Source organism: bacterium (assembly GCA_020444325.1).
Classification (GTDB): domain Bacteria; phylum Bacteroidota; class Ignavibacteria; order SZUA-365; family SZUA-365; genus BM516.
This window is the reverse complement of sequence record JAHLLD010000001.1, coordinates 669,660-685,371: the sequence shown is the minus strand read 5'-3', so window position 1 is coordinate 685,371 and position 15,712 is coordinate 669,660. Positions and strand designations below refer to the sequence as shown.

Annotated in this window: 12 protein-coding genes; 9 read left to right on the top strand and 3 right to left on the bottom strand. The window is 57.5% G+C overall.

Features of this window, described 5'->3' with window-relative positions:
- Positions 1-80 precede the first annotated feature (80 nt).
- Positions 81-1,079, bottom strand: coding sequence for a tetratricopeptide repeat protein (locus KQI65_02730; protein ID MCB2203638.1), 999 nt, complete (start codon positions 1,077-1,079; stop codon positions 81-83).
- 159 nt (positions 1,080-1,238) lie between these two features.
- Between KQI65_02730 and dnaE the strand changes: the two genes are divergently transcribed.
- The 3 genes from dnaE (at position 1,239) to KQI65_02715 (ending at position 6,423) form a co-directional block, all read left to right on the top strand.
- A complete protein-coding gene (gene dnaE / locus KQI65_02725) occupies positions 1,239-4,739 on the top strand; it encodes a DNA polymerase III subunit alpha (protein MCB2203637.1) in 3,501 nt (1,166 codons plus the stop codon).
- Between the two features lie 27 nt (positions 4,740-4,766).
- The gene (trxA, locus tag KQI65_02720; GenBank protein ID MCB2203636.1) at positions 4,767-5,087 is read left to right on the top strand and encodes a thioredoxin; all 321 of its coding nucleotides are present in this window, start codon (positions 4,767-4,769) and stop codon (positions 5,085-5,087) included.
- 475 nt (positions 5,088-5,562) lie between these two features.
- On the top strand, positions 5,563-6,423 hold the full coding sequence (locus tag KQI65_02715) for a C40 family peptidase (GenBank protein ID MCB2203635.1): 861 nt from the start codon (positions 5,563-5,565) through the stop codon (positions 6,421-6,423).
- Positions 6,424-6,511: 88 nt separating this feature from the next.
- On the opposite strand, the gene KQI65_02710 is transcribed toward KQI65_02715, so the two are convergent.
- Entirely contained in the window at positions 6,512-7,138 is a 627-nt protein-coding gene (locus tag KQI65_02710) for a hypothetical protein (GenBank protein ID MCB2203634.1), read from the bottom strand.
- Positions 7,139-7,284: 146 nt separating this feature from the next.
- Between KQI65_02710 and KQI65_02705 the strand changes: the two genes are divergently transcribed.
- From KQI65_02705 to KQI65_02695, 3 genes are all read left to right on the top strand, one after another.
- Positions 7,285-7,836: a DinB family protein gene (locus KQI65_02705; GenBank protein MCB2203633.1), complete on the top strand. Its 552-nt coding sequence runs from the start codon at positions 7,285-7,287 to the stop codon at positions 7,834-7,836.
- Positions 7,837-7,953: 117 nt separating this feature from the next.
- Entirely contained in the window at positions 7,954-9,390 is a 1,437-nt protein-coding gene (locus KQI65_02700; protein MCB2203632.1) for a sodium-dependent transporter, read from the top strand.
- Between the two features lie 124 nt (positions 9,391-9,514).
- A complete protein-coding gene (locus KQI65_02695; GenBank protein MCB2203631.1) occupies positions 9,515-10,669 on the top strand; it encodes an aminotransferase class I/II-fold pyridoxal phosphate-dependent enzyme in 1,155 nt (384 codons plus the stop codon).
- A 62-nt stretch (positions 10,670-10,731) separates the two neighbouring features.
- On the opposite strand, the gene KQI65_02690 is transcribed toward KQI65_02695, so the two are convergent.
- Positions 10,732-11,211 carry a hypothetical protein gene (locus KQI65_02690; GenBank protein MCB2203630.1) on the bottom strand — a complete coding sequence of 160 codons (480 nt, stop codon included), beginning with the start codon at positions 11,209-11,211 and terminating at the stop codon, positions 10,732-10,734.
- A gap of 175 nt (positions 11,212-11,386) precedes the next feature.
- Here KQI65_02690 and KQI65_02685 point away from each other — a divergent pair, with 175 nt between their 5' ends.
- The 3 genes from KQI65_02685 to KQI65_02675 all read left to right on the top strand — a co-directional run bounded on the left by KQI65_02685 (position 11,387) and on the right by KQI65_02675 (position 15,623).
- A complete protein-coding gene (locus KQI65_02685) occupies positions 11,387-13,207 on the top strand; it encodes a hypothetical protein (GenBank protein MCB2203629.1) in 1,821 nt (606 codons plus the stop codon).
- A 25-nt stretch (positions 13,208-13,232) separates the two neighbouring features.
- On the top strand, positions 13,233-14,255 hold the full coding sequence (gene aroC / locus KQI65_02680) for a chorismate synthase (GenBank protein ID MCB2203628.1): 1,023 nt from the start codon (positions 13,233-13,235) through the stop codon (positions 14,253-14,255).
- A gap of 111 nt (positions 14,256-14,366) precedes the next feature.
- Positions 14,367-15,623: an MFS transporter gene (locus KQI65_02675; protein MCB2203627.1), complete on the top strand. Its 1,257-nt coding sequence runs from the start codon at positions 14,367-14,369 to the stop codon at positions 15,621-15,623.
- Positions 15,624-15,712 lie beyond the last annotated feature (89 nt).

Below are 15,712 nucleotides of genomic sequence, written 5' to 3'. Positions count from 1 at the left end.
TGTGAAGGGTTGATGGCGCATCTCAAGTAAACAGAAAAGTACGATGCGGCCTGTAGAAAGGCAAGGAAAGCAGGGGCGTATCAAGCGCTGTTCTCGCCGGATTCCTCTCCGTTTTCCTCCTCTTTCATATAGTTTCTGCCCATGACGACGTCACTGTCGGAAACTTCGCCCATTCCCAGCCGCCGGCGCAGAAGACGGATGCTTTTCCGAAGGTCCTGCATCCGGGCATCGAGACGGGCACGTTCATCGTCGGGGAGGTCGCCGCCGTATCGTTTTTCCGCCAGGCCGAACATTTCCTTTTCGAGCTGCAGCAGCAGCTCGACCTCGCCCGCGGCATGCGCTGTCCCGGTCTCCTCGGCGTCCTTGTTGTCGAGCTCCTCCGGATCCCGCTTTTTTTCTTCCGCCATGCTTTCGCGCAGAAGCTTGAGCGCATCGATTTTCTGCTGAATGGTCTCTGCATCCTCAAACCCGTAGAGCGTGGCGAGCCGCAGCGACTCCTCCGCCTCCTCGAGGCGGCCGAAAACAGCGTAGGTAAGTGCCAGGTTCGCATGCGCCACAGGGTGTCCGGGCATGAGTTCGGTGGCGAGCTGCAGGTATTCGAGCGCATTCCCCGGATCGCTGAGCCTGAGGCAGATGGCACCGAGTCCCACGAGGTGATCGGCATTCTCCGGATCGAGGCGATAGGCCTGCTCGAAGGCCTTCCGGGCGTCATCCAGCTTTCCGATGCGCCTGCAGACCACCCCGATGTTATTCCACGCAGCGGCTGAGGAGGGATTTTCCTCGAGAATGTCCTTCAGCACCGCGAGGGCCTGTGGGAAGCGCTGCAGTTCATCCTGCGCCGAGGCTAGCTTGAGCCGAAGCCGTTCCCGCTGCGCGGGATCGTCACTACCGCGGATCGCTTCCTCGAGCAGATATGCGGCACGCTCGTAATCCCCCGCTTCATATACCCTGAGGGCCTCCCGCGTCTGAGGATTGTCCATTTTTCCGCCGTGATCTTCTGCCTTGCTGGCGTCCTGCATGTCGTTGTGTGCTCCGTCGTTCCTGTACTTCCTGTTCGCAGGGAAATATACGAAATCCATGCGCGGCACCCGAAAAAATCCGTCCCTGCCGCGCTCCGCAAGTGACGGCGGGACAAGGCCAAAACGCCCGGGGCAGGAAATCGGCCGCGACGCGGGATTGCCTTTCGGCGTGCGACGAATATATTGTAGTTTCACGGTCCGACACGACAGATCTTCCGCATGCCAGACTTCATACATCTCCACAATCATTCACATTATTCCCTGCTCGACGCCGCCAGCACGATCGACAGCCTGATCGCGGCTACCGCGGAACAGAACATGCCAGCGTTCGCCCTTACGGATCACGGTGTCATGTTCGGCGCCGTCGAATTCTACAAAAAGGCGCGTAAGGCGGGCATCAAACCGATTATCGGGAATGAAATGTACATGGTGACGCGCGGTTCGCGCTTCGACCGCGACGCCAGCGAAACCCATCCCGAAGGAAAGCGGCACGGCTACAACCACCTCGTGCTGCTCGCGAAAAACGACGTAGGCTATCACAACCTGCTCAAGCTCACGACGTATGGACATACCGAGGGATTCTATTACAAACCGCGTATCGACTGGGAGCTGCTGCGCAGGCATCATGAGGGACTGATTGCGCTGACCGCCTGTGCGGGCGGTGTGGTTTCCACGTACCTGGCGGTGGGCGACTATGACTCCGCCCGTGAGGTCGCCCTGCAGTTACGCGAGCTGTTCGGGGAGGATGTCTACCTCGAGATTCAGAATCACGGTCTTGAACGCGAAGCCATCATCCGCGAGGGCATGCAGAAGCTGTCGCAGGAACTGGGTATGAAGCTCATCTGCACGAATGACATCCACTACGTGCAGCGGGATCATGACGTCGCGCACAACGTGTACCTGCACATAGCGGATGTGCGCGAGGCAGAGGATATCACGCGCCTGCGCTACGAAACGTCGGAATATTACTACAAAAGTGAGCAGGAGATGCTCGCGCTGTTCAAGGATTACCCGCAGGCAATTGAATCCACTGTCGAGGTGATGGAGAAAATCGACTTCGACCTCGAACTCGGGACCCTGCACATGCCCGAATTCCCGATTCCTGCCGAATCCAGCGCCGAAACGCTCGATCAGTACATGACGGAACTCGTTTACAAGGGCGCGGAGCAGCGGTACAAAACCCTGACGCAGGAGGCGCGCGACCGTCTTGAGTTCGAAATCGGCGTCATCACCAGCATGGGATACTCCGGGTATTTCCTCATTACGCAGGATTTCATCAACGCGGCGAAAAAGCGCGGGATACGGGTGGGTCCCGGACGCGGATCCGCCGCCGGCAGTCTCGTTGCGTACTCGCTCGGCATTACCAACGTGGATCCCCTGCGCTACGACCTGCTCTTCGAGCGCTTTCTCAATCCCGACCGCGTGTCCATGCCCGATATCGACGTGGATTTCCAGGACGACCGCCGCGAAGAGGTCATTTCCTACACGCGTGAGAAATACGGGACGGATTCCGTGTCGCAGATCGTGACGTACGGCAAGCTCAGTGCACGTGCGGTTATCAAGGATGTCGGTCGCGTGCTCGGCATTCCCCTGAACATTGTCGAATCGATCACCAAGCATATCCCGGTGAAAATGGGGAAAGTCGAACCCCTGCGCTACGCCTTCGGTCTCGAAAAGGATGAGTCGAAGAAGTGGACGCCCATCAAGGAACTCGAATGGGTGCGCAAAAGCGACGATCCGAAAATCCAGCAGCTGGTGAAATACTCCAATATTCTCGAGGGACTGAACCGGAACGTGGGCATGCACGCTGCGGGTGTGGTGATCGCGCCGAGCGACACCAGTGATTACGTCCCTCTTTACAAGACGCCCAACACCGAGCTGATGACGCAGTTCAACATGGGTGATCTCGAGGATGCGGGACTGCTGAAAATGGATTTTCTCGGACTGATCACGCTCAGCGTCATCGACCGGGCCCTTCGTCTCGTCAAGCAGACCAGCGGACTCGACATCGACATCGACACCATTCCGCTCGATGACGACAAGACTTTCAGCATGATCGGGGAAGGCCATACGGTCGGCGTCTTCCAGTTTGAATCCTCGGGCATGCGCGAGTACCTCTCCAAGCTCAAACCCCGCTCCATCGACGACCTTGCGGCGATGAATGCGCTGTATCGTCCGGGTCCCATGGAGTTCATCGGCGATTTCATCGACAGGAAATTCGGGCGGCAGAAAATCGAATACCTCCATCCCTCGATGGAGCCAATTCTGAAATCGACCTACGGCATCATCGTCTTCCAGGAGCAGGTGATGCAGCTGGCCTCTGAAATCGCGGGCTTCACCCTTGCGCAGTCCGACATCATGCGCCGCGCCATGGGAAAAAAGAAAGCGGATGTCATGGCTCAGCAGCGGGTGGCCTTTGTCGACGGCGCCGGCGAAAAGGGTATCTCGAAGAAAGTGGCGACAGAAATCTTCGACATGATCGACAAGTTCGCCAACTACGGTTTCAACAAATCCCATTCCGTCGCCTACTCCATCCTCGCCTATCAGACCGCCTGGCTGAAAGCCAATCACACTCCGGAATTCATGGCCGCGCTCATGACGGCGGAAATGGCGAAAACCGACAAAGTCGTGCTGCTGATCGACGAATGCCGGAAACTGGGTATCGAAGTACTGCCGCCCGACGTCAACGAGAGCTTCGTGGATTTCAGCGTGCATGAAAACCGTATCCGCTTCGGTCTCGCCGCCATCAAAAACGTCGGCATCGGGGCGGTGGAGAGCATCGTCGAGGCCCGGGAGAAGGACGGGCATTTCCAGAGCATTTTCGATTTCGCGGAGCGTGTCAACACCCGCGCCGTGAACAAGAAAACGATGGAAAGCCTCGTACTCGCCGGTGCCATGGATACGCTCGACGGAAACCGCGCCGAACAGTTCAGCACCATTGAAAGCGCCATCAGTCACGGACTGCAGAAGCAACAGGAAATGGCCATCGGTCAGTCGAGCCTCTTCGACGATGCTGTCGACAGTGAGACAGTAGCATCCACGCAGCCTTCGCTGCATCAGATGGAAGACTGGACAGAAGCGGAAAAGCTGGCGAAGGAAAAGAGCGTCCTCGGCTTTTATGTCTCCGGACATCCTCTCGAACCCTGGAGACTGGAAGTCGAGGCCATCGGCAATGTCGACATGGGGGCTGTGACAATGGAGATCGACGGAACGATGGTGCGCGCCTGCGGCATCATCTCCGCGTTGCGAACAAAGATCGACAAGCGGGGACGTACCATGGCATTCGTCACGCTGGAGGATTTTTCGGGGAAAGCCGACTGCCTGGTCTTCGCCGACGCCTATGAACGCTCCGTGGCGCATATCGTGGAAGATCGTCCCGTGGTCATGACCGGCAAAGCCGAGGTCAGCGGCGACAGTCTGCGCATCGTCGCCGAAGAAATTACCGGCATCAGTCAGTCGCTTCCCGAACTGGCGCGCTCGCTGATCATCAGCATTTCGACGGTGTCGGCCACGAGAAAGCAGATACAGGATGGCATCGCCTTTCTCGAGCAGCATCGCGGCTCTGGGAATGCCCCGTGCTTTTTTTATGTTAGCGATGGGAACGGACAGACTTGGAACCTCGTCAGCCGCACGCTGCGCATCCGTGTCACCAGAGAACTCCTTCTTGAACTCCGTTCCATATTTGGTGCATCTAACGTCAGAATTTCACTCGATACCTGAATTCCAACTGTAAGGAGAGACGAACGCATGAAACCGATGGAAATCACCGACGCGAACTTCGCCCAGGAAGTCGAGCAGTCCGATCTTCCCGTACTTATTGATTTCTGGGCCGTGTGGTGCGGTCCCTGCCGCATCATCGCACCAGTTGTCGAAGAACTGGCTGGCGAATACGACGGCAAACTGAAAGTCGGCAAACTCGATGTCGACAACAATCCCAACGTCGCCATGAAATACGGAATCCGCAGCATCCCGACCCTGCTTGTGTTCAAGGGCGGCGAAGTCGTGGATCGCATCGTCGGCGCCGTGCCCAAGCAGGCAATTGAAGAGAAGGTAAAACCGCTCATGTAATGCCACGCCGATACCCGGTCTCCCGGGTACGCAAAATTGCACCGCCGCTGTGCCCGCGCGCAGCGGCGGTTTCTTTTTCACCTCCCTGACGCCATCAGCCCTGAAAATACAGCCCGCAGCCGGGATTGTACATTTATCGATCAGCTAAAACTGTATTTCCCTCTATCCTTCTCCCCTCATTTTCCGTTTGCATTGTGAAGGGAAGGCTCAGTAAATTATAAAACCTTGAAGTGTGATATCACATTTCAACTCGTTCATAGCATCTGCATCCATGATGCAGGTAACTGTTCAATACACACGGACACCTCCGAACTGTTGCGCCTGTCTCCTTGAAAATCCGGCCGAAGGGCCATCCTGCTCCCGAGAATCCGAAAGGTATCTTGCCTGGTAAGGTGTGTTTCAGATTTCCCGCGTGCAGGGCGAGGAAAGCAGCAGTCTGAGAGTCCGAATTTGCAACTCCAGCAAGGAAGACTCTGTGAAAATGCTACGATACTTCGCACTGCTTCCCATACTGATTCTGATACTGCAGGGATGTTCCACCCTCGAACCCCTGCCGCGCTTCCGCACCTCCAGTACATCATTCGCCCCTGATCAGCTCCCGCTCGCCGAGCGTTCGAGCCGTGATCTGTTGGATCCTGCCACGGTGGCAGACTATTCCAACATCAAGGAACAGGCTTCGGAACGCTCCTCCATCGCAGGGGATGCTGACGAGGTCAAGCGCATGATCATCAACCAGAGTTCCAACAGTCTTGCCATGCATGTCGACAAAGTCGGGCTCGATGTCGAAGAGATCGAGGACGAACTGGCGGAAGGCGATGCATTGGAAACGGATGACGTACCCGTCTTCGAGACGACGGTCGAGAAAGTGCTCGAGCAGAGCTATAACGCATCACTGGAAGAAAGCAGCGAAATCAATCCCGCCGTCAATCGCAGCGAACTCATGCGCGAGATCATCAACCTGCTCGGCATCCGCTACCGCTATGGCGGAACCGATGCAACACGCGGTCTCGACTGCTCCGCGTTCACCGGCACGATTTACAGCCGCGCGCTGGGCGTGCGTCTGCCGCGCAGCTCGAATCAGCAGTTCCGTGAAGGCGATCGGATCAAACGTGAAGAACTGCAGATCGGTGACCTGGTGTTTTTCAAGACGCGCCGCCGCCGCGCCCCCGTTTCGCATGTAGGGATTTACGTGGGGCAACACCTTTTCGCCCACGCGAGCACGAAGCACGGCGTTGTCATCTCCAGCCTCGACCATCCGTATTACCATCGCACCTTCGTCGGCGCCCGCCGTCTGCTCTCGACTCCCCTGCCGGAAGCCCAGGCCAGCCGCGAATAACACGAAGCGATATAAAGAATGTGCAGAGGGGCGTCCCACCGTGGGACGCCCCTTCTGTTTTAAGAAAACGCCGGTGATGGGGTGAGTGCTACTGGGCCCTGAATTCCTTGTCGATGATATCGATGGCGCCGGGATAGGTGATGTCACCGAAGGACGTGCGAATTCTCGGTGTCGCACGCAGCGTAATGCGCGAGGGAGAACCGTTGACGCCACCGAGCGCCATCGCGAGATTCACGACACTTTCATAACCGCGATCCTTGAAAAACTTCGCGAGGTCCAGATTCATCTGCAGCGGAATGATGGCCGTCTGTCCCGTACCGGGAATGGTGATCGGATCGGAGATATCTCCGCTGATGGTCAGCTCATTGTCAATGATCATCGTCCATGCGAAACTGGTGAGCGTGGCGGCCGCCTGGGGAGTCCCGCCGCTTCCGTCATTGGGATTGACGGCGGCGACGTTCAGTGTGAAGGATGCGGGGAATTCATTGCTCGCAAATCCCCGCGTGAGCTTTACACCGTCAGTCAAACTGAAGTCTGATATGTTTTTCTTGTCGGACAGACTCACGCCCATGAGCTGAAATTTATTGACGGATTCGAGTTTGAACTTGCAGCGGCTGAGATTGGTCATGGCCTTCTGCATATCCTTGATGACAGCACAGGACGTCAGCAAGGTCAGGCTCAGTATCAGAGCAGCCGGTGTGAGTATGCGTCGCATGGTATCCTCTTTCAGGTGATTGACTCCGGGCAATATATTCGCCACTTCTCTCGTGGTCAACTGTTTTCCCGTTTTCGTTGTTCCTGAAGATGCGCAATGGCGGATATATTTTATCACGAAACGCCCGTATCACCTGGAAGAGAAGAATGATGGCCGATTACGACAACCTGCGTCAGCAGTATCACGCACTCATCACACGGATGCACGAAATATTCGATGGAGTGGATGAGTCAGTGGCTTTCACGCGGCCCGTCCCCGGACGCTGGTCCATGGCCGAATGCATAGCACATCTGAATGTCACTGGGGCGCCCTACCTCGAGCGTCTCACGCATGTGCACGAGCAGGGAAACCGTGAGGATCTGCCCCGGCGTAAACCCACGAAACATCCCGGGTTTTTCGTGCGTCGCATCATCTGGAGCCTGGAACCGCCGTACCGGATGAAGGTCAAGACCTTTACACAATTCGAGCCGCAGGAGGGTAGCGGACTCGAACAGACCCTGCGCACCTTCGAGCGACAGCAGCATGATTTCCTGACGTTGATCGACGCGTTCACGCATGACGGTGTTCCACGCCTGCGGGTGCAGTCTCCCGCCCAGCCGCTGCTTCGGCTGTATGCCGACGACTGGATGCTGTTCCTGGCGGCCCATGCCAGAAGACATCTCTGGCAGGCGGAACGGGTTCACCACGAATGCGAGTAACCGTGCATCCATCCACCGGAACGCGGCACGGAGCGTCAGACTCCATACGCGCCGCGGTTCTATGTGTCATTCATTTCCTGTACTTTTCCCTGCAGTGATCATGAAGAACAGGTGCCATTGAGCAAGGCCGAAACATTTTCTTCCCGCTGGGGCATGATGCTCGCCATGCTGAGTATGGCGGTCGGCACGGGGAACATCTGGCGTTTCCCACGCATTGTCGCGACCAATGACGGCGGAACGTTTCTCATTCCCTGGTTCATTTTCCTTCTTCTCTGGTCCATCCCTCTCCTGATGATAGAGTTCACCCTCGGGAAATCCATGCGTGCGGGTCCCATCGACGCCTTCGGGAAACTGATCGGCAGCCGTTTCCGCTGGATGGGTCTGTGGGTGGCATTCACCGCGACGGCCATCATGTTCTACTACTCGGTGGTCACCGGATGGTGCCTCCGCTTTCTTATCGCATCGGTGACGGGGGAAATCCCGGATGCGGTACCCGGTACGTTCTGGGGCGCGTTCGAGGGAAGCGGCCAGGCCGTCGGCACGCATCTCATCATGGTCGCCGCCGCCGTGGCACTGGTTTATCACGGGGTCCGCGGCATCGAACGTGTCGCACGCATCCTTCTGCCTGCGTTGATCGTGCTTCTTATCGTCCTCGTCATTCGCGCGGTTACGCTGCCCGATGCGCACAGGGGACTGAATTTCCTGTTCACCGTCAACTGGTCTGACCTCGCCAACGCCGAACTCTGGCTGCAGGCGCTGACGCAGAATGCCTGGGATACCGGGGCGGGGTGGGGACTGGTGCTCGTCTATGCGATTTACGCAAGGGCACGCGAAGACACCACGCTCAATGCCGCATTGCTGGGCTTCGGCAACAACAGCATTTCGCTGCTTGCGGGTATACTCGTGCTGACCACCATTTTCTCGATACAGCCGGATGCTGCGACCGACATCGTCGGCGCGGGCAATAACGGACTCACCTTCATCTGGGTACCGCAGCTTTTCGCACACATTCCGGCCGGCAACGTTTTCATGGCCGTGTTTTTCCTCGCATTGCTTTTCGCCGCCTTCACCTCACTGGTTTCCCTCGTAGAGCTGGCAACGCGTGTGCTGGTCGACCGCCGCATTCCCCGCCGGCGTGCCGTGCTCTTCGTCGGCGGAGCGGGCATGCTGTTCGGCCTCCCTTCGGCACTGAGTCCGGCATTCTTCAACAACCAGGATGCCGTGTGGGGAATCGGACTGCTGCTCTCGGGACTGTTCTTCACTTTCGCCGTCCTGAAATACGGAGCGCGCAGATTCCGTATCGATTTCATGAGCGGTGGAGACAGTGATCTGCGCATGGGACGCTGGTGGCGTTATCTTGTGGGCTTCGTCTTCCTCGAGGCAATTGTCCTGCTGCTCTGGTGGCTGAGTCAGACACTGTCTTCCGAGGGCTGGATGCAATCGCTCAACCCACTTAGCGAATGGAGCCTGGGCACGGTACTGCTGCAGTGGGGCGTGCTGCTCGTGCTGTTCATCTGGTGGAACCGTCGAGCGGACAGGGGGAAAATCATATGACCGACCAGGCCACCATCACCATGCTCCTTTTACTCGGCGCGGTATGGGGCGGATTTCTCTTCCTCCTCGGCTACGCCCTCCGTCGCGAAGCACATAAAAAATCCGAACAGCAAAGAGACTGATCATGAGAAGTCCGGCCACCCGGCGCATCGCCGCCGTCGAACCGTCCATTTTTGCCACCATGAGTGCGCTGGCAGTCAAGCACAGGGCTGTCAATCTCGGACAGGGATTCCCGGATTTCGATGGTCCCTCCTGGATCGTCGATGCCTTCACATCCGCCCTGCATGCAGAGCGAAATCAGTACGCGCCCATGCACGGCACGCAGAGTCTGCGCAATGCGGTCGCTGATTACCACCGACGCTTCTACGATCTGCGATGGGATGACGATCGCCATATCACCGTCACAGCGGGCGCAACCGAAGCGCTGTTTTCCACCATGCTCGCGACACTCGAGGAGGGAGACGAGGTGATACTCTTCGAGCCCTGGTATGACAGCTATTATGCGAATTGCCTTCTCGCCGGGGCGAAACCGGTCTGCGTGACGCTTCATAAGCCCGATTTCCGCATACCTGCCGATGAACTTGCATCGGCGATCACGGATCGCACCCGCATGATCGTGGTCAATAATCCGCATAATCCCACGGGACGCATGTTCACGCGCGATGAACTCGAGAGCGTTGCGGCGATTGCGCGGGACAGGGATCTGCTCGTGCTCAGTGACGAGGTCTATGAGTTTCTCACCTTCGACGGACGCCAGCACATTCCTTTCGCGACGTTGCCGGGCATGCGTGAACGCACGGTCACCATTTCCTCGACAGGAAAAACCTTCGGTATGACGGGATGGAAAATTGGATATGCCATCGCGGAAGAAGCACTGACAGCGGCGATTCGAACGGTGCATCAGTTTACAACCTTCGCGGTCAACACGCCGGGTCAGCTGGCCATGGCAGAGGGACTGCAGCGGCTTGAACAGTATCTGCCGGAATTCCGCGCACTGTATGCGGGTAAGCGTGACATGCTCGCCGAGGGACTCGAGGGCAGCTCCCTGCGGGTTCACGCGCCCGAAGGCACATATTTCATGATGGTATCACTCCCTGAGGATGCAGGGATGGGGGATGTCGAATGCGCAACGCGCCTGGTGACGGATAAGCAGGTCGCCGTCATCCCTCCCTCGGTGTTCTACCGGAACAGCGAGGAAGGGACAACCATGCTGCGACTCTGTTTCGCGAAAACGGAACACACACTGCGCGAAGGCATCAGCCGCCTGCAGTCGTGCTGACACGTTCCGCAACTGGCAGCTGCTCTTCGTCAGATGCTGCCTGTTGCGGAAAACGATGCGTATCAGTCATTGCCGCGGGAGGAAAGCAGCCCAATCACTCCTCCGATAAGCATGCCGACACCGAAAGCGCCCATGACCGCGGAGAAGGGGTGCACCTTGATGTACTCTTCTGATCTCTCCACAGCGGGATCAATGTTGTCTTCACGGATGCGCTGCAGGCGGTCTTTCGCACTGCGCTGGAAGTCCGACGCCTTCTCCCGGATGTTCTCCGCCAGGTCCTGGCTTCGGGTCCCGAGATCCTCACGGGCTTCAGCGATACCCTTGCTGATACGTTCTTTCGTATCAAGGTAGGTGGCGTAGAGATCATGAAGTTTCGCCTCAACGACGGTTCGCTGCTCTTTGTACCTTCCTGAAATCAGTGTGACCAGATCGGCAAAATTCCCTTCCACCTTGAGCAGATCGTCTTCGGTGAGCTTGTCCCATTTCACTGCGACGTGTCCGCGAAATCCATTCCATTCCTTTTCAAAACGTGGTAAAGCCATAGTAAACCTCCTTCACTTAGTATGAGTAGCGTATCAAAATTGTCGCGGGGTAACACGTGTCATACTATAGCAACAAGGACGAGGAAAGGCAAATTCCAACAGAGCAACTTTTTTTTGGGAAAGGAGGCTCGCGCGGTATATTGAACTCTGCACTGGGTAAACAGGTTACGGGATTATGCAACACTCCATTCTGCTTATCGGCCACCGGGCAACCGGAAAAAGTACTCTCGCCGGCGCACTGGCTGCACGGAGCGGCATTCGGCATGTCGACCTCGACACCTCTATCGCTGAGACGGAAGGTGCAACGGCGGCTGAACTCGTGGCGGCTGATGAGGTCGCGTTCAGACAGATGGAAATCCGAACGCTCAGCGAGCTGCTTGCCGGCGATGAAGCGCTGATTATTTCCGCCGGGGGTGGACTGCAGCAGATACCTGACGGCGTCTACGTGATCTGGGTTTCCAGGGACGGCTGGGATGAGAGCGCATTGCAGGAACGCGACAGACTGCGTCCTGATCTCACCCCAGACGAAGAGATCGCATGGATGCGTGAGATGCGAGAACCGCTGTACCGGCGGTCCGCCCACGTACGCCTGCATCTCGAACGCGGCTGCAGTGAGGAAGAGGCCACCGAACGCCTTGTGCTTCTCGTCTCATGGCTGGAACATGCTGGAGGGACCCCCGCCGCCCGCATGAGCTGGATACTCCCTCGCGATGAAGACGACCTCTCCCGCGCAAAGGCCGATGTCCGTCTTTTCGATCTCGCGGGTGTGGAAATACGCTCTGATCGCTTTTCCTCCATCCCCGGTCTCGATGTACCCTACCTTGCCTCGCTGCGTACGGAGGAGGAAGGGTTCTTTGCGCGCGCGCGTGATGCGGCAGCCTTTGACTGTGACACGGCATTTCTGCAATACCTCGACCTCGATGGACTCGAGCCGCGTCCCCTGATCCTCAGCACGCATCCCTCAGACGTGTACAAAGAGTATTTCGACCATCTGCTCTCTCTGCCGGCGTGGATTGCCCGCCGCTGGCCGGAATGGGAAAAGCATATCGTCCTGAAATACGCGCCACGGGTGAAATCCTGGGTGGAACTGCGTTACGCCTATCAGCTCTACAAGGTGCTCGAAGCGGCAGGAGAGCAGCGCATCACCTTTCTCCCACAGGGTAAACAGTGGAACTGGGTGCGCGCAATGCGGCTGGTGAACGGAAACCGCAGTAACTACATCAGCACGGGCTGCGAAGAGTATTCGCAGCTGCCGCCGGGCATCGACTATTTCCTTCCACATATGCAGCTGCCCACCGCGCGCGTGTTTTACGGACTGCTGGGCGATCCCGTGGAGAACAGCTACGGTGATATCTTCCATCGCGCACTGAGTCTGGCTGCAGATGAAGGAGAAGCAGCCTACTTGAAAATCCTCCTCCACGAGACGGAAATCGACAACTGCCTGCATCTGCTGCCACAGTTCGGCTTCCGGGGACTGTCGGTAACATCCCCGCTCAAGCGCGCCATCGTGGAATCGAATTTCGTCGGCTGTGAGACCGATCTCGATGCCGGCAATACCCTGGCATATATCAAGGGCAGCTTTCTGCTTTTCGACACGGATGAATCGGGGATGCTGGCGGCGCTCAAAGAAATCGAGAATAGCGACATTGCACCTGGAAGGACAGCGATTTTCGGCAGCGGTGGCGTCGTCCCCGCCCTGCAGCGCGCATTGCGCGCGCGTGGGTGGTCACAGGTGGACATTTATCCTGCACGGGATGGCTGGAAAGACGCCGCGGAGAAAGAATACACTCTCGTGGTGGACGCATCGGGCGGACAGGCCGTGCAGAAAGCTGCTCCGCACGCACGCGCGTGGCTGGATTTGAGATACCGCGACATCGCGCGCGCGCCTGAATCAGCTGACCAGCTTTTCTCCGGAATGACATTTTACAAGCGACAGGCACTTGAGCAGCGGAAACTCTGGGGGTTGAACGATATCGCATCGCATCCGCTGCTGTGAGCGTCCTTCCGCGAAAGGAGTTCTTATGCGTGGTAATAGTTTTGGAAATCAGCTTGTTTTATCCGGTTTTGGCGAGAGCCACGGCAGCGCACTCGGTGCCGTCATCGACGGGTGTCCTTCTGGCATAGCACTGGAGGCCGAGCATATCAACGCTGCACTTCGCAGGCGACGTCCCGGACAATCACCCATAACAAGCGCGCGCGCGGAAACTGACAGCGCAGAGCTTCTCAGTGGCGTGTTTGATGGAAAAACACTCGGTACCCCCATTGCGGTGCTGGTCCGTAACCAGGACGCGCGCAGCGGCGATTATTCGCCGGGCGAGTATCGTGTGGGACATGCCGACAAGGTGTGGGAGCAGAAATACGGGCACCGGGATCACCGGGGTGGGGGACGCTCATCGGGAAGGGAGACTATTTCGAGAGTTATCGCTGGTGCCATCGCGGAGCGGATTCTACCCGCGAACACACGCATCGTCGCGTTTGCGCGACAGATTGGACATATCCCGGCTGTCAACATGTCGTCCACCATCACGCGCGCGCAGGTCGATGCCTTTCCCACCCGCTGTCCCGATCCGGAAGCGGATATCGCCATCATGGAGGAGCTTCTCCGCCTCAAAGAGCAGGGCGACAGCATTGGAGGCATTGTCGAAGTTTGGCTTGACAATGTTCCTGCAGGACTCGGGGAGCCGGTGTTTCGCAAGCTCAAGTCCGAACTGGCGTCAGCAATCATGAGCATCGGTGCGGTAACCGGGGTCGGACTCGGAGATGCCTTTACCGAAGCCTTGTTACCGGGACATGCATTTCATGAAGCGATTGAAGGTGCAGCACCCGGTGCGGCCCGAAGATCCTATGGTATCCAGGGAGGTATCAGCAACGGCGAGCGCATCATCATGCGTTGCGCGGTCAAACCCACGAGCACTCTCGGACGCGCTGCGCGCGAGGGAAGGCACGACCCATGCATCCTCCCTCGCATTATTCCGGTTGTGGAAGCTATGACTGCATTCGTTCTGGCGGATCTTTTTCTGGCCGCCCGCATGGACAAAATCTGATCCCGGCGGCGTCATCGATTCAGGAACCCGTCACCGATTCACCACAGCGTCATTGATGTACCTGCAGGCTGCTCTGCAGTAGAGGTACAGTTGATATAGAAACAGAATACCGTGAGTAACAATATTACACCCCGGCAGGAAGGAGGGGGCCGCTTCCGCAGCATGTTCCGCACGCTGCAGCATCGGAATTTCCGCCTGTTCATTACCGGCCAACTCATTTCTCTCATAGGAACCTGGGCGCAGAGGCTTGGGGTCGGCTGGCTAGCATGGGAATTGACTCATTCAGGATTCTGGGTCGGTGCTGCCGCGTTCGCCGGACTCTTTCCCGGCGTACTTATCGGTCCCCTGGCCGGATCCGTGGTCGACAGCATGAATCGCTTTCGCCTGCTGAAAATCACGCAGCGACTGTTCCTCGTGCAGGCGGCAATCCTGGCTGCGCTGACCATTTCCGGCCTGATTACCATAGAATGGCTGCTTTTCCTGGAAACACTGCTTGCGCTGATCACGGCATTCGACATCCCGGTGCGTCAGGCCATCGTCGTCGAACTCGTCGGAAAAGAGGATTTACCCAATGGCATCGCCATCAATTCCTCCAGCGTAAACATCACGCGTATGATTGGTCCGGCCATTGCAGGTGTGATCATTGTCACCCTTGGAATCGGCGAGGCCTTCCTTCTCAATGCGGTCACCTACATTGCAGTGCTGGTCAGTCTCGGCATGATGCGGCTGGAGGCGTACGTTCCATCGCGTCATGGACAGCGGCGTCTTTCACATATCAAGGCGGGACTCCGCTACTCCTGGCGCACGCCGCAGATTCGCAACTGGCTGCTGCTCTTTTTCCTTCTCGCACTTTTCGGCATGCCCTATGCCACGATTCTGCCGGTTGTATCCGAGCTCAAATTTTCCATGGGAGCCGAGGGACTCTCATGGCTGGTCGCGGCATCAGGACTGGGCGCCACAACCGGGGCGCTGATGCTCGCTGCGAAGCGAAGTACCCGCGGAATGCCACGTATTCTCTTCATCGGCGCAGTGGTCTTCGGTCTCTGCCTGATCGTCTTCGGCCTACTCGAGTCGTTCACGCTATCCGTGCTTTTCATTCCCTTCTGCGGCTTTGCCATGATGCTGCAGATGGCAGGTATCAATATCGTACTGCAGACCGAGCTCGAGGAGGAGCACCGCGGACGCGTCATGAGCCTGCTCAGCATGGCGTTTCAATCGGCCTTTCCCCTCGGCAGCCTCTGGATGGGGTGGGTCGCAGATCATCTCGGTGCGTCCATGCCGTATTATATCGGCGGCTCGTTGACGGCACTGTCGTCGCTGCTTCTCGGGTCACTTATTCTGTATCACAGGAGAAAAACTGCGTTCTGACCCGAATGCCCGCGCACGAAAGGGTATTTTTGCTGCCCCAACGAACTTTCGGGGCTCTTTTCACTGTTCTCATTCGTACAAAGCAGCGG